This window comes from Bradyrhizobium sp. LCT2 (assembly GCF_009931255.1).
In the GTDB taxonomy this organism is placed as follows: Bacteria; Pseudomonadota; Alphaproteobacteria; order Rhizobiales; family Xanthobacteraceae; genus Bradyrhizobium; species Bradyrhizobium diazoefficiens.
In genome coordinates this window covers 430,595-448,234 of the sequence record NZ_CP034432.1, presented here as the reverse complement: position 1 = coordinate 448,234, position 17,640 = coordinate 430,595, and the positions used below count along the sequence as shown (strand labels likewise).

Annotated in this window: 16 protein-coding genes; 10 read left to right on the top strand and 6 right to left on the bottom strand. The window is 65.6% G+C overall.

Going from position 1 to position 17,640, the window contains the following annotated elements:
• Positions 1-30: 30 nt before the first annotated feature.
• A complete protein-coding gene (locus tag EI171_RS02895) occupies positions 31-1,329 on the bottom strand; it encodes a hemolysin family protein (RefSeq protein WP_028175109.1) in 1,299 nt (432 codons plus the stop codon).
• 243 nt (positions 1,330-1,572) lie between these two features.
• Here EI171_RS02895 and EI171_RS02890 point away from each other — a divergent pair, with 243 nt between their 5' ends.
• Positions 1,573-3,648 (top strand): methyl-accepting chemotaxis protein, encoded by a 2,076-nt coding sequence (locus EI171_RS02890; protein WP_161532557.1) that lies wholly within the window; start codon positions 1,573-1,575, stop codon positions 3,646-3,648.
• A 202-nt stretch (positions 3,649-3,850) separates the two neighbouring features.
• Here the strand turns inward: EI171_RS02890 and EI171_RS02885 are convergent, their stop codons facing one another.
• The 4 genes from EI171_RS02885 to EI171_RS02870 all read right to left on the bottom strand — a co-directional run bounded on the left by EI171_RS02885 (position 3,851) and on the right by EI171_RS02870 (position 8,589).
• Positions 3,851-5,782, bottom strand: a complete 1,932-nt coding sequence (locus EI171_RS02885) for a carbohydrate porin (protein WP_161536909.1) — start codon at positions 5,780-5,782, stop codon at positions 3,851-3,853.
• Positions 5,783-6,216: 434 nt separating this feature from the next.
• On the bottom strand, positions 6,217-7,170 hold the full coding sequence (locus tag EI171_RS02880) for a DUF1194 domain-containing protein (protein ID WP_161536908.1): 954 nt from the start codon (positions 7,168-7,170) through the stop codon (positions 6,217-6,219).
• A gap of 209 nt (positions 7,171-7,379) precedes the next feature.
• Positions 7,380-7,643 (bottom strand): hypothetical protein, encoded by a 264-nt coding sequence (locus tag EI171_RS02875; RefSeq protein ID WP_028175107.1) that lies wholly within the window; start codon positions 7,641-7,643, stop codon positions 7,380-7,382.
• Positions 7,644-7,782: 139 nt separating this feature from the next.
• Positions 7,783-8,589 (bottom strand): creatininase family protein, encoded by an 807-nt coding sequence (locus EI171_RS02870; protein ID WP_161532556.1) that lies wholly within the window; start codon positions 8,587-8,589, stop codon positions 7,783-7,785.
• 153 nt (positions 8,590-8,742) lie between these two features.
• Between EI171_RS02870 and EI171_RS02865 the strand changes: the two genes are divergently transcribed.
• The 7 genes from EI171_RS02865 to EI171_RS02835 all read left to right on the top strand — a co-directional run bounded on the left by EI171_RS02865 (position 8,743) and on the right by EI171_RS02835 (position 15,033).
• Positions 8,743-9,765, top strand: a complete 1,023-nt coding sequence (locus EI171_RS02865; RefSeq protein ID WP_161532555.1) for an ABC transporter substrate-binding protein — start codon at positions 8,743-8,745, stop codon at positions 9,763-9,765.
• Between the two features lie 10 nt (positions 9,766-9,775).
• Positions 9,776-10,591: an ABC transporter ATP-binding protein gene (locus tag EI171_RS02860; RefSeq protein ID WP_028175105.1), complete on the top strand. Its 816-nt coding sequence runs from the start codon at positions 9,776-9,778 to the stop codon at positions 10,589-10,591.
• Complete coding sequence (locus tag EI171_RS02855) at positions 10,588-11,406, top strand: ABC transporter permease (RefSeq protein ID WP_011082921.1); 819 nt, start codon at positions 10,588-10,590, stop codon at positions 11,404-11,406. Before EI171_RS02860 ends, EI171_RS02855 begins: the two co-directional genes overlap by 4 nt.
• Positions 11,406-12,395, top strand: a complete 990-nt coding sequence (locus EI171_RS02850) for a 2-hydroxyacid dehydrogenase (RefSeq protein WP_161532554.1) — start codon at positions 11,406-11,408, stop codon at positions 12,393-12,395. Before EI171_RS02855 ends, EI171_RS02850 begins: the two co-directional genes overlap by 1 nt.
• The gene (locus tag EI171_RS02845; RefSeq protein ID WP_011082919.1) at positions 12,395-13,087 is read left to right on the top strand and encodes an AprI/Inh family metalloprotease inhibitor; all 693 of its coding nucleotides are present in this window, start codon (positions 12,395-12,397) and stop codon (positions 13,085-13,087) included. Before EI171_RS02850 ends, EI171_RS02845 begins: the two co-directional genes overlap by 1 nt.
• Positions 13,088-13,205: 118 nt before the next feature.
• Positions 13,206-13,613, top strand: a complete 408-nt coding sequence (locus EI171_RS02840; protein WP_161532553.1) for a YciI family protein — start codon at positions 13,206-13,208, stop codon at positions 13,611-13,613.
• Positions 13,614-13,746: 133 nt separating this feature from the next.
• The gene (locus EI171_RS02835; protein ID WP_161532552.1) at positions 13,747-15,033 is read left to right on the top strand and encodes an RNA polymerase sigma factor; all 1,287 of its coding nucleotides are present in this window, start codon (positions 13,747-13,749) and stop codon (positions 15,031-15,033) included.
• 57 nt (positions 15,034-15,090) lie between these two features.
• Here the strand turns inward: EI171_RS02835 and EI171_RS02830 are convergent, their stop codons facing one another.
• On the bottom strand, positions 15,091-16,479 hold the full coding sequence (locus EI171_RS02830) for a peptidoglycan-binding protein (RefSeq protein WP_161532551.1): 1,389 nt from the start codon (positions 16,477-16,479) through the stop codon (positions 15,091-15,093).
• Between the two features lie 289 nt (positions 16,480-16,768).
• Here EI171_RS02830 and EI171_RS02825 point away from each other — a divergent pair, with 289 nt between their 5' ends.
• Together EI171_RS02825 and EI171_RS02820 are read left to right on the top strand one after the other, a co-directional pair.
• Positions 16,769-17,143, top strand: coding sequence for a hypothetical protein (locus EI171_RS02825; RefSeq protein ID WP_028175101.1), 375 nt, complete (start codon positions 16,769-16,771; stop codon positions 17,141-17,143).
• Between the two features lie 165 nt (positions 17,144-17,308).
• A complete protein-coding gene (locus EI171_RS02820) occupies positions 17,309-17,629 on the top strand; it encodes a YMGG-like glycine zipper-containing protein (RefSeq protein WP_011082914.1) in 321 nt (106 codons plus the stop codon).
• The last annotated feature ends 11 nt before the right edge of the window (positions 17,630-17,640 follow it).

The following is a 17,640-nucleotide window of genomic DNA, read 5'->3' as shown; positions in this document are numbered from 1 at the left end:
CAGCATGCGTCACTTCACGCAAGCGCGCACTCACGCCGCCGCCTGCTCACCCCGACGGCTCGCCAGAATCTTGTCGATCCTTCTTCCGTCGAGATCGACCACCTCGATGTGCCAGCCGCCGAGGTCGAAGGCGTCGCCGACATTGGGCAGCACGTTGAAGTGTTGCAGCACGAGGCCCGCCACGGTGTAGAAGCGGTGGTGCGGCGGCAGCTCGATGCCGAGCAGCTCGCAGAATTCGTCGACCGGCATCCAGCCGGCGACCAGCAGCGAATCGTCTGCGCGCTTGACATAGGCCGGCTCCGGCGGGCCTTCCTCGGAATGGAACGCGCCGACGATCGATTCCAGAATGTCGGCCGCGGTGACCACGCCTTCGAAGGCGCCGTACTCGTCATAGACGAAACCGACATGGACCGGAGCGGCCCTCAGGATCGCGAGCACGTCGCGGGCATCCGCCGAGGCGGGAATGCTTGGCGCTTCGCGAACAAGCGCCCGCAGATCGGGCGTGCGTTCGCTCATGAACGCGACCAGCAGGTCCTTGGCCTGGAGCACGCCGATCGGCTTGTCGCGTTCGCCGTCCGAGGCCGGAAAGCGCGAATGCGGGCTCTTGGCGATGATCTGCTGAATGGCTTCCGGTGCGTCGTTCAGGTCGATCTCGTCGACCTCCGTGCGCGGCGTCATGACGGCGCCGACCGGCCGGTCGCCGAGCCGCATCACGCCGGCGATCATCTCCTTCTCGCCGGGCTCGAGCACGCCGGCATTTTCGGCTTCGCTGACGAGATGATGGATCTCGTCCTCCGAGACCTTCTCCTCGGCCTTGCCGCCGCGGCCGAGCAGCGTGAGGATCAGCTTGCCGGAGAGATCGAGCAGGAAGACGAGCGGCAGCGAGATCCGCGCCAGAACATGCATCGCGGGCGCGACCTTGACCGCGATGCTCTCGGGGTCGCGCAGCGCCACCTGCTTCGGCACCAGCTCGCCGACGATCAGTGTGGCGTAGGTGATGAGCGTGACGACGATGCCGACGCCGACGATGTCGGCGATGCCGGCGGACAGGCCGAGCTCGACCAGCCATTGCGCCAGCCGTTGCCCGAGCGTCGCGCCGGAGAATGCACCCGAGAGCACGCCGACCAGCGTGATGCCGATCTGCACCGTCGAGAGGAATTTGCCGGGATCGGCCGCCAGCGTCAGCGCGCGGTCGGCGCCGCGCACGCCCTTGGCGGCGAGCAGCGAGAGGCGGGCCGGGCGGGACGAGACCACGGCCAGCTCCGACATGGAGAGCAGGCCGTTGATGACGATCAGGACGACGACGATGACGAGTTCGACCGAGAGCATTGATGTTCCGGAGGTATGCGAGTGCGGCCGGATGGCGACGCAAGCATTGATATAGGCGTTTTGCGAGGAAAATCCCGGCAATTCTGTCGCATCTGACACCAAGGGGAACCCGGCGATGACAGCGTTCCGGCGACCCGCGCGGCCCAAGGCACTCCGCTGAACTACGGGCCGTTGCTTAACGGGCCCTTAGTGGCCGCCAGCTAGGTTTTCGACATTTGTAGCAATGTATTCGGGGACCCAAGGATGCGGATCGGGAAGCTCTTCGCGCTGTCGATGCTGACGGTGACGGTTTTTGCAGTCATCCTCGGCGCCGAGGTGCTGATACCCCAGGCGCGCATCTTCACGAACCGCTCCGATGCGATCAAGACGGTTGACGCTTTTGGTGCGACCCTGATGGTCAGCCAGCAGGTCGCCGGTCTCCGTGCCCCCTACATTGGACCGATCTTCCAGGAGGCCGCTGCGACGCAGGCCCAGATCGACGCTGCCGCGAAGGCCGCGAAAGCCGCCGAGACCGCCTTCGAGAGCGCAAGGCGGGCCATCATGGTGCTGGATGACGGCGGAGCGATTGCCGAGCATCTCGACCGTGCGGCGCGGCGGCTGAAGGAGATCAACGCTGCGGCAGATCGCGCGATGAGTGTTCCGCTGGCGGCGCGCGACAGCGCCGCGATCAAGGGTTTCCTGCCCGGTGTTGCCGAGGTGCTCGGCAATATCGAGCCGGTCATGAACCGGCTTGAGGCGAAGGTCGTCAATGCCGATTCCTCGCTTGCGGCGTTGCTGAGCCTGGCGCGGACGGCGCAGGATCTGCGCGTCTCGGCCGGCAGCCGCGCCGCCACGCTGTCGCCGGCGCTGAGCGTACGCCGGCCGCTCACCGCGGCCGAGTTCTCGCTGATGGATCGCATGCAGGGGCGTGTCGAGGCCGACCGCGAGCGCATCGAGGCCGGTATCGACCAGCTCGGAAGCCCGCCCCGCATCGCCACCGCGTTGAAGGCGGCGACGGACTCCTATTTCGGCAAAGCCGCGCTCGTCGTGGATAAGGAAATGCCGGCGGCCCGTAGCGACGGCAAGTACGGTGTCAACGCCGAAGAGCTGGCCGGTGTCATCGTGCCGGCCATCCAGATGTTCTACGGCGTGCGCGACGCCGCGCTGGCCGAAGCGGCCGAGCGCGCCGCGGCCGCGCGCGATGGCGCGCTGGCGATGCTCGCGCTTGCAGGCGTGGCGGTGCTGGCGCTGCTCGGGACGCTCGGTGGCGTGACCATGATGCTGCGCAGCCGCGTGGTAACGCCGCTTAGCCGGCTCGCGGACGTGATCGGCACGCTCGCCGCCGGACAGCATGAGGTCGAGATCCCCGCGACGGGCCGCAACGACGAGATCGGCCAGGTGGCGGGCTCGCTGCGGCACTTCAAGGATTCGCTCGCGGCCAAGAAGGCCGCCGACGAGGCGGCCGCGGTCGAAGCCGAGGCGAAGCTCCGTCGCAGCCAGCGGATGGACCAGATCGCGCGCGACTTCGAAGCGATGATCGGCGACGTCATCAACACCGTGGCGTCGGCATCCTCGGAGCTGGAGGCCTCGGCGGGAACGCTGACGAGCACGGCCGATCAATCGGAAAAGGTCACTGCGACCGTCGCGGCCGCATCCGAGCAGGCTTCCACCAACGTGCAGACCGTTGCCGCGGCGGCGGAGGAAATGGCCTCGTCGGTCGACGAGATCAGCCGGCAGGTCCAGGACTCCGCGCGCGTCGCCGGCGAAGCGGTGCAGCAGGCCGGGCGGACCAACGATCACGTCGGCGAGCTGGCCAAGGCCGCCGGCCGGATCGGGGACGTCGTCGAGCTCATCAGCCAGATCGCGGGCCAGACCAATCTCCTGGCGCTGAACGCCACCATCGAGGCGGCCCGCGCCGGCGAGGCCGGCCGCGGCTTTGCCGTCGTCGCCTCCGAGGTCAAGGCGCTGGCCGAGCAGACCGCCAAGGCCACCGGCGAGATCAGCCAGCAGATTGCGGGAATCCAGACGGCGACGGAGGATTCCGTCGGCGCCATCAAGTCGATCGGCGACACCATCACCCGCATGTCCGAGATCGCGTCCGCGATCGCCTCGGCGGTCGAGGAGCAGGGCGCGGCGACGCGGGAGATTTCCCGCAACGTGCAACAGGCGGCCCGCGGCACCCAGCAGGTCTCCGCCAGCATCGTCGACGTGCAGCGCGGCGCGAGCCAGACCGGATCGGCATCCTCGAATGTGCTCGCGGCAGCCAGATCGCTGTCAGGCGAGAGCACGCGTCTCAAGACCGAGGTCGGAAAGTTCCTGGACGCGATCCGGGCCGCGTAGAAAATCGAACTCCTCTCCCCGCTGGGGTCGCAATCGTATTTGCAGAGCGACGTCCCTTTGGCCCATCCTTCGAGACGCCCGCTCTGGCGGGCTCCTCAGGATGAGGACGGAGTGCGCGGCCGCAGTTTCGACGGGCACCAATGCTTAGCCTCATCCTGAGGAGCCCGCGAAGCGGGCGTCTCGAAGGACGAGGCGCGCGCGCTCAGAACTCGCCGTGGAGCCGGCCGGAGAACACCGACACCGGGCCACGATCCGCGTTGTAGGCGGGATTGACGATGAGCTGATAGTCGGCGGTGAAGGTCAGCGCCTTGTTCAGCGCGTAGGCGTAATAGGTCTCTAGCACGCGTTCGCGGCGGTAGTTGAGTTGGCCGTCGCCGATCAGCGGACCGAGTCCGCCGGCGGCGATGAAGTCGCGATGGTCCTGCGAGAGGCCGTTGATGGCGCCGGCGATGGCGACGACGTCGTCGGGCCGGCCCCATTTCGTTCCCTTCACCGAGACGCCGCCGGACAGGCTGCGGTCGATGTCGGTGAAGGCCATGATCTCGTTGCGGCCGTCGTTCCAGCTCCAGCGGCCGAACACGCCGATATCGTCGGTGATGGCCTGTTCGACGTTGAACGCGTAGCCGTATTTGAGGCGGCCGCGGCGGGTCTGGCTGATGTCGACGCCGAACGCGGGATTGTCCAGTGTCTCGCGATAGCTGCCGGAGAAGGCGCTGTTGACGAAGCCGAGCGTGCGCAGCTTGCCGGGCAGGCCGAACAGCGAGTAGCGCGTCTCGAGCTCCATGACATATTCGCCGCGACGGCCGACGTTCATGTCGAAATTGTTCGAGTTGGAGACGGCATCGATCAGGAAGTAGCCGGCGCGCAGCGCCCATTGCTTCTGGTTCAATTCGGCGGTCGCGCCGTAGCCGAGGCCGAGCTTGTCGGCGGCGTAGTCGAAAGCGCCGGACGCCCAGATCGACCAGTTCATGAAGTCCTTGCGCGGATCGTGCGCATAGGAATTGCCGTCGAACACGTCGACCACGGAAAACTTGCCGACCTGCAAGGTGAGGCGCGAGACGTCAACTTTGCTCGCGAGCTGAAGCTGCCCGCTGGCAAGCTCCTCCTGCTCGCCGCCGAAGCCGAAGGTCTGGCGCACGAACAGGCGAGAGGCGTTGAAGTGCGGATAGGGGAAGCCGGACTTCTGCGCTTCGCCGTTGGGAAAGCCCGCAGCGCCCGTCGTGTTGTTGAAGCCGAAGCCCTGCAGCAGCTCAGGATTGAAATAGACCTCGCCGCCGTCCCACAGCCGCGCATTCAGATAGAGCGAGTTGCTCCAGGTCTGCTGGAAATCCGGCGACGGGAGCAGGCTGTTCGTCCCGGTATAGGGCGCGTGGAACGCGGGGTAGCCCTGCCCCAGCACGGTCGACTGGCCGTGAATCTCCCAGCGGCTGGACTCGGTGTCGGTGACGTCGGACTTCGGGTTGTAGGTCGGCACGCCCGGCCAGTCGATCTTGCGATTGAGGCCGATGCGCAGGCTCTGGAAATCCATCGACGACGAATATTGCGCGCCGGACGGGAAGGTGACGTTGGCGTTGTCAAACTTGCTGTAGAGATATTCGAGCCGCGCGCTCCAGTGCGGCGCGAAGGCATATTCGACGCCGCCGCCGGCGGTCCAGCCGAACCGCGTGTGCAACACCTTCTCCTCAGTGCCGCCGGTCGGCGTCGACAGGAAACGCTCGCCGGTGAAGGCCGCGCCGCCGGTCGCGTAGAACAGCCAGTTGCCGCTGGTGTAGCCGAGCCGTGCGCGCAGGCTCGCGACATAGTCCCAGCGCTCCTCCGCGCTCGACAGCACGGTCGCTGCCGACGACACGACGTGGTTGGACGGCAGATAGTTCGGAAACGAGATGTCGCCTTCGACGCCGAGCAGGAGCCCCGAATTGAGGCGCCAGTTATAGCCCGCCTGCACGCCGCCGGTCGCGCCGGTAAACACATGGTCGTCGGTCGCGAGCGTCGGATCGATCAGTGTCGCCGACGACGTGCCGCGGGTGACGCCGACATGCGCGCCGATATAGAGGCCGGTCCAGTCATAGACCGCTTTCAGCGCCGGCGCCTTCAGCGGCAGATCGGCCGCGCGGCTCGCGGCGGGCAAAACCATCACGCCCGAGGCGATTGCCGCGGCCGTCCGCAAATACCTGTAACGGTGACCTCTCAACGTCAAAACGCACGCCCCCAATACGCGAATGTGTCCTATCCGCCGCAGCCGACATCCCTGCCGATTCGCGACGGTCCTGTCACCAGGTTCCGGTTGTTCGCACGATCGGCCGAGATGATCTCGATCCGACGCGATTTCTTCCCAAGTCCCCGTGTCTGCTGCAAACCTTATTGCGATTAATTCGCAATAGCAACTGAAGCGGATTGCCGCAGGTGATGGTTCGCACCGCTGTGTGACGTGACTGCAACATCGCTCAGGGAGACAGGATCTCGACTGCTCGAGCGGAGTCGACCTCTGCGGAAGGACCTATCCAGGACGGATGGGAGAGTGGTGGCATCGCGAAGGCTCGACGGCCGGTCGCTGGCCAGCGGGAGCACCTAGCAGCCGCGGCAGATGCCCTTGATCTTCTTGTCGAGCAGCGCGTCCTCCTTGCTCGACGAACTGTTCGCCGCCGGTTTGCTCATCGCCGGACTATTGGTCGCCGGAGCGATCGTATCCCACCGCTGCTGCCAGAGTTTTTCACCAATCGTGCAGAGAACCCGCGGCTTCTTGTCCACTGAGGGGGGCGGCGATTGATCCGGCGTACGGCCCGCGACCTCGAGCGCCAGCTTGGTCCGGATCGCCTCCTTGAAGTTTTCGCGATCGGTGATGGGCACGACGAAGGAACCTGGACCGCCGATCACGCAATCCTCATAGTACCAATCGATATGGTCGATATGGCTGATGTCCACCTGACCAGGAGGCGTTGCATTGATCATGACCGGCAGGCCGGTGATGACGATGCCCTGCTGCACTGCTGTGTCGCGCGCGGTGGCGACAGGATCGCCGTTGTTGTTGGGGCCATCGCCCGCAACGTCGATGATGCGGCGCGCGCCCCGGTACGGGTTCTGCTCGAACAGCGGCATGGCGAACTTGATCGCACCCGAAATCGACGTGCGCGAACCGCGGCGGATCGGTGCCTTCATGATTTCAGCTGCGACGGCCTCGGCCGCTTCCGGTCCGTCGATCTGCCGCCAGGGGACGATGACGTCCTGATCCCTTGTCGATGACCATTCGAAGTAGGTCAGCGCGATCTTGCCGACAGGGCCGGTCCGCAAGGCCCGCAGAAACTCCTCCGAGACGATGGCCTTGGCATAGCCTTCGCGTTGAGCCGCCAGGTCATCTGGCTGCACCGAGTAGGAAATGTCGACCGCGATCACGAGCTCGAGGTCCACGGCGGGGCGGCTGTCGCCCTGGGGCGCTGTTTGCGGCTGTAAGGCCGGCTCGGGAAATGCCTGTGTCGATGTCAGGATCGCAATCAGGATCGATCCAATTGAGACCCGCCAATTCACGCTCGCCCTCCAGCCGCCTATCCGTATCCTGACACGCGAGACGTGCAATCGGAAGGATCGTCTGAGCCAAGCGGTAGCCGGGCTTTTCTGGCCGCAAATGGTTGACCCCGCCCGGGGGGACAGCCGGGCGGGGTCGGGCACGACACGGGGTGGATGAGGCGCCCGTGTCGGACGCAGGATCCACGTGAGATCGGCCTCAGGTACTCAAATCAGTAGCAGCTGCGAACGCGGCCAACGTACTGGCCGAAGGCGTTGTACTGGGCGACCCAGCCGCAGCGGTGATAGCCGTAGTAATAGGGGTCGTTGCTGGCGGCGATCGCGGAGCCGACCACAGCGGCGGTGGCGATGCCGGCACCCACACCCCAGACCCAGCCGGGCTGCTTGGCTTCGGCCGAGGAGGTGGTGGACACGATGCTGCCGGTGACGGCGAGGGCAGCGAGAGCTGCGGCGGCAATCTTGGTCTTGATCGACATGTGAAACTCCATCCGGGTTGAGGCGGTCCGTTGTGGCCCGCGTGCCCAGTTGGACGGAGGCTCTGCGCGTCCGGTTCGAAGACGGCGGATGCGACCCCCGGGTGAGGTCCTTTCCTCAATGATTCCAGGAGGATGTTGGCTAGCCGAGAGGGCCCTTGGCGAGCCTGTTCACGTCGAAGTTATCGACTTCGGTGAGCAGCTCGCAGAAGGCGCGCGCACCCTGATCCAACAATTGCGCGCCTTTCTCAGGTACGGCCAGGGTCGCATTGCCAATGGCGCCGCTGGCGTTCAGATCCTGCGCCTGCCAGGCGAATGGCGCGGGCCGCTGCGTCGACAGCCAGCGATACTGCGTCTCCATCGCGACGCTGCTCGCGGGAAAATCCGCGATCGCATCCTTGCGCACCTGGTCGGGATAGCGCGCCAGCATGATCGAGGTCTCGATCGCGCCGCCATGAATGCCGTGGCGCACCTCCTCGGCCGGGAACAGCTTGTCGGCGCCCGACAGGCGCGACCACGACGTCGTCACCACGAACAGCTTGTGATGCGCGCGCAGATCCTGCGCGACCAGCATCATGGCCGCGCTGTTGCCACCATGGCTGGTGATGATGACGAGCTTCTTCACCCCGCGCCGCGCGACCTCCTCGCCGATCGCGGTCCACCTTTTCAGCGCCACGTCGGTCGGCAGCGTCTGCGTGCCCGGATAGTCGATATGCTCGGTGGAAATTCCGACCGGTTCAACGGGAAGGAAACTGACCGGAATGGTCGCGGGCAAAAGCTCGCGCACGCGCGCCAGATAGGCGTCCGCGATCAGCACGTCGGTTGCAAGCGGCAGGTGCGGGCCGTGCTGCTCGGTCGCCGCCAGCGGCAGCACCGCGATCCAGCGCGATGTCTCCGCAGGGACGGCGTCGGCCCAGCGGATCTCGGTCCAGTCGCGGGACGGCATCATCAAGGTTTCTTTGCCCGAATTTGTCACGTAATTTGGCGTATGAGGGGACGCGGGCCTGGCCGGCTCGCGTCCCCGAACTTCATGCGGTTTTATCGCGTTGCTTTCACATGGGCCAGAAGCGATTGGGCCAGAAGCGATCGACGGAGTGCCATTATGACCCTCTCTCATCTGCGGCGAGCGTTAACGGCGGGCTTGATGGCCGCTCTTGTCTCGGTCGTCCCGGCGCGCGCCGAGACCCTGGACAAAGTCACCTTCGGCACCAACTGGGTCGCCGAGGCCGAGCATGGCGGCTTCTTCCAGGCGGCCGCCGACGGCACCTATAAGAAATACGGGCTCGACGTCACCATCGTCCCCGGCGGTCCCAACGAGAACAACCGGATGCTGCTGATCGCCGGCAAGATCGATTTCTTCATGGCCGCGAACACGTTGATGTCGTTCGATGCGGTCGCCAACAACGTTCCCGTCGTGACCATCGCCGCGGTGTTCCAGAAGGATCCGCAGGTGATGCTGACGCAGCCGGACGCCAAAGTCGCCAAGATCGAGGACCTCAAGCCGCTGACCCTGTTCGTCTCCAAGGAGGGCATGAGCAGCTACTTCCAGTGGCTCAAGTCCGAATACGGCTTCAACGAGAAGAACGTCCGGCCCTACAATTTCAATCCGCAGCCCTTCATCGCCAATCCCAAGAGCGCGATGCAGGGCTACGTCACCTCCGAGCCCTTCGCGGTCGAGAAGGCCGCCGGCTTCAAGCCGAACGTGCTGCTGCTCGCCGATTACGGCTTCAATACCTATTCGACCCTGATCGAGACCCGCCGCGACATCGCCGAGAAGAAGCCCGATCTGGTGCAGCGCTTCGTCGATGCCTCCATGATCGGCTGGTACAACTATATCTACGGCGATAATTCCGCCGGCAATGCCATGATCAAGAAGCTCAACCCTGAGATGACCGACGATCTGCTTGCCTATTCCGTCGCCAGGATGAAGGAATACGGCATCGTCGATTCCGGCGAGTCGTTGAAGAACGGCATCGGCGCCATGAGCGACGAGCGCTACACCTCCTTCTTCAACAAGATGGTGAAGGCGGGCGTGGTGAAGCCGGATCTCGACTTCCGCAAGTCCTACACGCTGCGCTTCGTCAACAAGGGCGTCGGCGTCGAGCTGCGTCCGAGCAAGCCGTAACGCAAGGTCCATGTCACCAGTCAAAACCTCGTCCGGGGTCGAGGCCAGCCTGACGGCGCTCGCCGTCAGCCTGCGCGGCGTGACGAAGGTCTATGACAACGGCGTCATGGCGCTCGGGCCGCTCGATCTCGCCGTGCGCAAGGGCGAGTTCATCTCGCTGCTGGGACCGTCGGGTTGCGGCAAGTCGACCGCGCTGCGGCTGATCGCACAGCTCAGCGCGCCGTCGTCCGGCATCGTGCGGATGGCGCGTCACGAGGGACCTGCACAGCCGGGCCATGGCATCGGCTTTGTATTCCAGGAGCCGACCCTGATGCCCTGGACCAGCGTGCGCGAGAACGTACGGCTGCCGTTGAAGCTCGCGGGCGTGGCGAAGGCGGAGGCGCGCGGGCGCGCCGACGAAGCGCTGGCGAGCGTCGGGCTTGCCGATTTCGCCGACGCCTATCCGCGCGAGCTGTCCGGCGGCATGAAGATGCGGGTCTCGCTGGCGCGCGCGCTCGTCACCGATCCCGATATCCTCCTGATGGATGAGCCGTTCGCGGCGCTCGACGAGATCACGCGCTTCCGCCTCAACAACGACCTGCTCGCGCTGTGGCGCAGCCTGCGCAAGACCGTCATCTTCGTCACCCATTCGGTGTTCGAATCCGTCTATCTGTCGCAGCGCGTGGTGGTCATGACGGCGCGGCCCGGCCGGATCCAGGCCGACATCCGCATCGAGACGGTCGAGCCGCGCGGAGAGGAGTTTCGCACCTCGGCCGCCTATTCGGACTATTGCCGGAAGGTGTCGGCCGCGCTGGCGCCGTCTTATTCGGGGCAACCGGTGCTATGAGCGCGCAGCCCTCCGTCACCGCCAGTCCGTCCGGCGCGCACCGCGCGGTGCGCTTCGTGCTTCCCGTCATCGTGCTTGCGGCCGGGCTTCTCGCCTGGGAACTCGTGGTCCGCATCAGGGAGATCCCGCCTTACGTGCTGCCCGCGCCCTCCGTGATCTTCCTGACGCTGATCAAGGACTGGGCCGTGCTGTCACAATCGCTCGCCACCACGCTTCTGACCACGCTTGAAGGATTTGTGGCAGCGAGCGTCGGCGGTATCGCGCTGGCGCTGCTGTTCAACCAGTCGAAATGGGTGGAATATTCGCTATTCCCCTACGCCGTCGTCCTCCAGGTGACGCCTGTTATCGCGATTGCACCGCTGCTCCTGATCTATCTGGAGCAGCAGACCGCGGTCGTCGTCTGCGCCTTCATCGTCGCCTTCTTCCCGGTGCTCTCCAACACCACGCTCGGGCTCAATTCGGTCGACCGCAATCTGGCCGGCCTGTTCCAGCTCTATGGCGCCTCGCCACCACAAACCCTGCGCTTCCTGAAGCTGCCGGCGGCGCTGCCCTATATCCTCGGCGGCCTGCGCATCGCCGGAGGGCTGTCGCTGATCGGCGCTGTCGTGGCCGAGATCGCGGCCGGAACGGCCGGCGCCGGCTCCGGGCTCGCCTACAGGATCGCCGAGTCAGGCTACCGATTGAACATACCCCGCATGTTCGCCGCGCTGCTGCTGTTGTCGCTGGCCGGGATTGTCATCTATGGGGTGCTGGCGCTAGTTTCCCACCTCGTTTTACGGCGCTGGCACGAAAGCGCCCTTGGAAAGGAAAACTGATGACCGCCGGTTCGATTTCGTCCGAAAAGATCGACCTTCTGATCTATGGGCCGGTGCGGCCGATCCTCGAGAACGGGTTTTCCGATCATTTCGTCGTGCACAAGGCCGAGACACGAGGCGACCTCGAGCGGCTGACACCCGCGATCCGCGAAAAGATCCGCGGCGTGGCCGTGACCTATCACACGGTGCGTGCCGACAGGGACTCGCTGTCGCAATTGCCCAAGATCGAGATGGTGGCGAGCTTCGGCGTCGGCTACGACCACGTCGACGCCAAATACGCGGCCGAGCACAACATCATCGTCACCAACACGCCCGACGTGCTGACCGAGGAGGTCGCCGACGTCGCGATGGGCCTGCTGATCTCCACCGTGCGCGAATTCATCAAGGCCGACCGCTACGTCCGTTCCGGCCTCTGGCAGACGCAGAACTATCCGCTCAGCGTCGGCTCCTTGCGCGACCGCAAGGTCGGCATCGTCGGCATGGGCCGGATCGGCCAGGCCATCGCGCGCCGGCTCGATGCCTCGCTGGTGCCGGTGGTCTACCACTCCCGCAACCCGTCCAAGGACGTCTCCTACAAGCACTACCCTGACTTGATCGAGATGGCGAAGGCGGTGGATACCTTGATGGTGATCGTGCCCGGCGGCACCAGCACCAACAAGATGATCAATGCCGAGGTGCTCAAGGCGCTCGGCCCGCGCGGCGTGTTGATCAATGTCGCGCGCGGCTCCGTGGTCGACGAGCCGGCGCTGGTGCAGGCGCTGAAATCCGGCACCATCCTGGCCGCCGGCCTCGACGTGTTCGCAGCGGAGCCGAGCGTGCCGGACGAGCTGAAGAGCATGCAGAACGTCGTGCTGCTGCCGCATATCGGCTCGGCCTCGGTGGTGACGCGCAACGCGATGGATCAGCTCGTCGTCGACAACCTCAAGGCCTGGTTCGCCGGCAAGGCGCCGTTGACCCCGGTTGCGGAAACGCCGTTCAAGGGGCGCTGATGACCATTCTTCGGGTCGCTGCATTGGCCATCGCGGCATGTGTCGCCGCGGTCGGCCCTGCCTTGGCGCAGGATGCGACGAGCCTGAAGAAGACGATGCCCGGGCAATGGGAGCTCTCGACCACCGAGCGCAGCAAGACCTGCGTGGTCACCATGAAGAGCGACGCCGCGGGCCAGGGCTTCAAGCTGGAGCTGGAGCCGGCCTGCAAGACCGCGCTGCCCTTCACCAAGGACATCGTAGCCTGGAGCGTCAGGGGTCTCGACATCGTTCGCTTGCAGGATGCGACCGGTGAAGCGGTGATCGACTTCACCGAGGTCGAGGCCGGCATCTTCGAGGGGCTGCGGCAGGGCGAAGGTGTCTACATCCTGCAGGACCTCGCCGCCGCCCGTTCGATGGCCAAGTCGATGGACCAGATGATCGGCGACTGGTCGATGGTGCGCGGCAACGGCCAGCCGGTCTGCGGGCTGACGCTGACCAATACCGAGGCGGGGCCGGACAATTTCCAGGTCTTCCTGAAGCCGAAATGCGATGCGGGCATCGCGCAGTTCAATCCGACGCAATGGCGGCTCGAACGCGGCCAGATCATCCTGATGTCGAAATCAGGCGATGTCTGGCAGTTCGAGGCCGACGACAACGCGCAGTGGCGGCGCGTTCCCGATACCGCTGATCCCCTGATCATGCTGCGGCAATAATTTCTCCCGGCCAATAATTTCTCTCGGGGATGTCGATTTAGCCGAGGCTCAATCGTCACATCCATAGCGAGCCGGTTTGCGGCCGGAGCGGCCGCTGCTCGCGCCAAGGGAGTTTTTCATGCGCTTCATGTACATCGTCACCTCCAGCCAGCCGATGGCGGGCCCGACCCCGGCACTGATGGAGGCGATGCAGAAAATATCAGAGCGGGAGATCAAGGCCGGTCGAATGCTCGACACCGGCGGCCTGATGCCGCTTGCGACCGGCGCACGGGTGAAGATCGTCGACGGCGAGCTCAGCGTCATCGACGGCCCCTTCGTCGAGGCCAAGGAAGTGATCGGCGGCTACGCCATTTTCGAGCTGCGCGACAAGGCGGAAGCCCTGGCCATGGCGAAGGAATTCATGCAGTTGCATCTCGATCACATGCCGGGATGGGACGGCACCTGCGAATTGCGGGCATTCGCGACGCCGGGCGTCGACGTGGGGTGCGAGATCGACGCGCATTCCAGGGTCGCCGCCCACGCCTGATGAACACCACCGCTCGTTTTAGTGCGTTTTCAAGCGAAGTGGATACCGGTTCGCGTAAAGAAAACGCGTCAAAACAAGAATCTAGAGCCCCGTTCCGATTCTATCGGAACGGAAAGGGCTCTAGTCGGCGGCGATGACGGCCGCCGACATCGATCACGCGATCCGCGCCGCGATTCACGCAGCTTGGCGCGTCGTGCAGCCGCGGCTGATCGCGACGCTGTCGCGCATGCTGCGGGACGTGACGCTCGCGGAGGAATTGACCCAGGACGCACTGGTCGCCGCGCTGGAGGCCTGGCCGCTCAGCGGGGTGCCGGATAATCCCGGCGCGTGGCTGGTTGCGACAGCCAAGCGCCGTGCGCTCGATCATCTGCGCCGGGCGAAAATGCTCACCCGCAAGCAGGACCTGCTGACGCACGAGCTGATGCAGAAACAGGACGCGATGCCCGATTTCGACACCGCCCTCGACGACGACATCGGTGACGAATGGCTGCGGCTGATCTTCACGGCCTGCCACCCGTTGCTGCCGCGGCAGGCCCGCGCGGCGTTGGCGTTGCGCATGATCTGCGGCCTGACCACCGACGAGATCGCGCGCGCCTTCCTAGTCTCGGAGGCAACCATCGCCCAACGCATCGTCCGCGCCAAGCGCACGCTTTCGCGGTCGGGCCTCACCTACGAAACGCCGGGAGGCGAGGCGCTTTCCGAGCGTCTGGCCTCGGTGCTCGAGGTCGTCTATCTCATCTTCAACGAGGGCTATTCGGCCTCTCGCGGCGAGGAGTGGCTGCGGCCGCAGCTCTGTGACGAGGCCCTGCGCATGGGACGGGTGCTGGTCGGGCTCGCGCCGCTCGAGCCCGAGGTGCACGGTCTCATGGCGCTGATGGACCTGAATGCCGCGCGGATGCATGCCCGCACCGACCGCGATGGCGAGCCCATCCTGCTCATGGACCAGGATCGCGGGCTGTGGGATCGGCTCCAGATCACCCGCGGCCTTCGGGCGCTGGACCGCGCGCGCGAGCTCGGCGGAGCCGGCCGGTTCTACACGCTGCAGGCCGCAATCGTCGCGTGTCACGCCACCGCGGAGACGGCCGCAAGCACCGACTGGCGACGCATCGCGGAGCTCTATGGCCAGCTTGCGACGCTGGTGCGCTCGCCCGTGATCGAACTCAACCGCGCGGTCGCGCTCGGCATGGCCGAAGGGCCGCAGGCCGGGCTCGATCTCGTCGAGCTGATCGCCGACGAGCCGGCGCTCAGGACTTATCACCATCTTCAGGCCGTGCGCGGCGACCTTCTGCACAGGCTCGGCCGCTTCGCCGAGGCACGGCTATCGTTCGAGACCGCCGCCCGTCTTGCAACCAATGCGCGCGAGCGCGGGTTGATGGAACGACGTGCGGCAGACATTGCCGATGCCGGCGGCATGGCTTGAGGCGCGCTGAAACGGCTGCGCGGTCGTGGTTAGGTCGTCGGCTCTACGTCGTCGGCTTTACGTCGTAGCCTTGGGCGGCGGCGCGGTGCCCTGCGCCCACTTCTCCAGCTTGCCGAGCACGCCCCAGGCCGTGAGCGCCAGCGAGATCGGCATCGCGAACTGGCCAAGGCCCGGCACGGCCGACACGATCGTTCCGAGCAATCCGGCAATGCCGCCCGCATTGGGGCTTGCCGTCACCGACGACAGCAGCGCGGTGAGCACCGAGCCGCCGATGCCGAGCGCGGTCTTCTTGCCGTCGAGCAGCTTGCCGATGGTCTCGCCGAGCGCGCCGTTGACCTGGCCGAGCACGGGCTTGCCGTCCTTGTTGAGCAAGGTGCTGAGCAGGTCGACAACCTGCTTCAGCTGATCGACGGGGGCGGGATTGGTCGGGGTGACCGGTCCTGGCATGGGCGCCGTCTTGTTGATGAGGGAAAAGAGCCGTTCGAATAGGCTGATCGGGTCGTTGGTGGCGGGCAGCGTGTTGCCCGGTGTCGTCGTCCCCGGCGTTACGCCGCCGGCTGACGGTCGCAGCAACTGCGCGAGGTCCTCCAGCCGCTTCAGGGCCTGGGACAGATCGCCGGTCTGCCCGGCGGTGCCCGACTGCGTCGCGCGCGTGATGGCAGCGACCGTGGCCCCGTCGAGAAGGCCGGTATCCCTCAGGCCGTTCTGCTGCTGAAACTGCGAGACCGCAGCCTTGGTCTTCGGTCCGCTGATGCCGTCCTCTGCGAGCGGCGGGTTGGCGCCGAGCTTGTTGAGCGCCTGCTGCATCAGAACGACCGTCGAGGCGATGTCGTCCTCGGGCTCGGTGCGGCCGACGAATTGCGTGCTGCCGTCGATGGCGATCGAGGAATCGAGCGACATCATCGCATGCAGGATCACCGCGGTGCCGAGCTGGGAATCGACGTGGTTCGAGTCGAACACGTGATCGCGGACGAATTTGCCGGCCCTTGCCTCGGGCGGGCCGTACAGTGTCGAGCCGCCATAGAGATAGGGCGAATTGCAGCCCTTGGCGTGGTAGCCGAAGCCGTTGAACGCCTCGAGCCGGAACAGAATCCGCGCGACACCCCAGTCGTGCGCGCCAACGAAATTCTCGATTCTGAACGCGTCCACGGCGCCGTCCACGAAGGTGGCAAACGGGCCGCGCCCTTTCGGAACGATGGTCGTCGCGCGATGGATCGTTTCGCCGTTGCCGAGATAGGTGTCGAAATCGAAGTTGGATTCGCGATAGTGGCAGAGCGCGGCAAAATACCAGGGCACGCCGGTCAACCGCTCGATCTGCTGATAGGTCGCCTTGCCGTTGAGGGCCTTGCGTGCGACCGCATTGGCCTCGGCGAGGCGTGAGGGCCTGATCTCGAGACTGGCCCAATTGCGCTCGTATTCGTCTTTCAAGCTCTCGAATGACAACATTTCCCGCTCCCGCAAATGGATGAACGATCTACTCTCCGTGCATGTCAAAGTAGGCCGGGCGCCGTAATCAGGGCGTGGCGCCAGCGTAATCTGCGAGAATGTGACAGGTCGCCGGCCCGGCGTGTGTGAAATGGGTTACAGCCTGAGCGGGAAATCGGCGGCAGCACTGCGGTCGGAGGTCGCAAGCCGAATGTGGCTTGCGAACGCGGGTCACCGCGATCCTGGAACCTGCTGGGGCGTCCGCCCGTTAGCAGCGCACACGGTCAGGAGGCTTGCTCAGGAGGCTTGCATGGCCAAGCGCGTCCTCGCGATCGGCATCGAACCCGGGGTTGCGGACTATAGCACATTCCCGCAGCTCACGCCGGAGCTCGTGCGCAACTATATCGAGACCCAGCTGCTGCGCCTGCGCGGTCTCGGTTACGAGGTCACGAGCTGCCTGATCGATCTCGACGCGGCTGCGGAAGCGGCGGTGACGGCGGCGTTGCGCGACGAGAGCTTCGACTGCATCGTGATCGGCGCGGGCCTGCGCGAGCCGAAGCAGCGCCTGCTGCTGTTCGAGAAGGTGCTCAACCTCGTCCACCGCCTGGCGCCCAATGCGGCGATCTGCTTCAACACCACGCCCGCCGACACCGCCGAGGCTGTGCAGCGCTGGATCGAGCCCTGACACGGAGATGGCCGGCATGTGCACCGCACCCGGCACGGTCTGAGCTGCCGCCTCGCAGAGCCCCCCGGCGCCATCACGGCGCGTCCAGGTGGCGGCGCTGGCTATTTTTCTGGCCCGAATCCGCTTCCGGCGCTATGACACAGCTCACCACAGGGGAGGTCGAGCATGCTTCGAGGTCTTCGCATTGGAAGTTTTGGGATCGCTGCGTGTCTGACGGTTGCGATGGCAATGCCGGTGCATGAGGCGGCGGCCCAGGACGCCGTCGGCGGCGCGATCATCGGCGGTGTCGGCGGGGCGATCCTCGGCGGCGCGATCGGTGGAGGCCGCGGTGCCGCAATCGGGGCCGTCGTCGGTGCCGGAACGGGCGCCGCGATCGCTTCCGAGGGCGAGCGCCGCCGCTCCGGTTACTACGCCTATCAGCGCGGCTGCTACATGCAGCGCCCCGACGGCCGCTACGTCCCGGTCGATCCCCGATATTGCTATTGATCGTTCAGCCG

Bases quoted from the DNA above. Each gene is read 5' to 3' on its own strand.
- EI171_RS02835 (WP_161532552.1), top strand. From the start codon at position 13,747: ATGACGGCCGCCGACATCGATCACGCGATCCGCGCCGCGATTCACGCA.
- EI171_RS02875 (WP_028175107.1), bottom strand. From the start codon at position 7,643: ATGTCGATCAAGACCAAGATTGCCGCCGCAGCTCTCGCTGCCCTCGCC.
- EI171_RS02840 (WP_161532553.1), top strand. From the start codon at position 13,206: ATGCGCTTCATGTACATCGTCACCTCCAGCCAGCCGATGGCGGGCCCG.
- EI171_RS02825 (WP_028175101.1), top strand. From the start codon at position 16,769: ATGGCCAAGCGCGTCCTCGCGATCGGCATCGAACCCGGGGTTGCGGAC.
- EI171_RS02890 (WP_161532557.1), top strand. From the start codon at position 1,573: ATGCGGATCGGGAAGCTCTTCGCGCTGTCGATGCTGACGGTGACGGTT.
- EI171_RS02860 (WP_028175105.1), top strand. From the start codon at position 9,776: ATGTCACCAGTCAAAACCTCGTCCGGGGTCGAGGCCAGCCTGACGGCG.
- EI171_RS02895 (WP_028175109.1), bottom strand. From the start codon at position 1,329: ATGCTCTCGGTCGAACTCGTCATCGTCGTCGTCCTGATCGTCATCAAC.
- EI171_RS02870 (WP_161532556.1), bottom strand. From the start codon at position 8,589: ATGATGCCGTCCCGCGACTGGACCGAGATCCGCTGGGCCGACGCCGTC.
- EI171_RS02845 (WP_011082919.1), top strand. From the start codon at position 12,395: ATGACCATTCTTCGGGTCGCTGCATTGGCCATCGCGGCATGTGTCGCC.
- EI171_RS02865 (WP_161532555.1), top strand. From the start codon at position 8,743: ATGACCCTCTCTCATCTGCGGCGAGCGTTAACGGCGGGCTTGATGGCC.
- EI171_RS02820 (WP_011082914.1), top strand. From the start codon at position 17,309: ATGCTTCGAGGTCTTCGCATTGGAAGTTTTGGGATCGCTGCGTGTCTG.
- EI171_RS02830 (WP_161532551.1), bottom strand. From the start codon at position 16,479: ATGTTGTCATTCGAGAGCTTGAAAGACGAATACGAGCGCAATTGGGCC.
- EI171_RS02850 (WP_161532554.1), top strand. From the start codon at position 11,406: ATGACCGCCGGTTCGATTTCGTCCGAAAAGATCGACCTTCTGATCTAT.
- EI171_RS02855 (WP_011082921.1), top strand. From the start codon at position 10,588: ATGAGCGCGCAGCCCTCCGTCACCGCCAGTCCGTCCGGCGCGCACCGC.
- EI171_RS02885 (WP_161536909.1), bottom strand. From the start codon at position 5,782: ATGGTTTTGCCCGCCGCGAGCCGCGCGGCCGATCTGCCGCTGAAGGCG.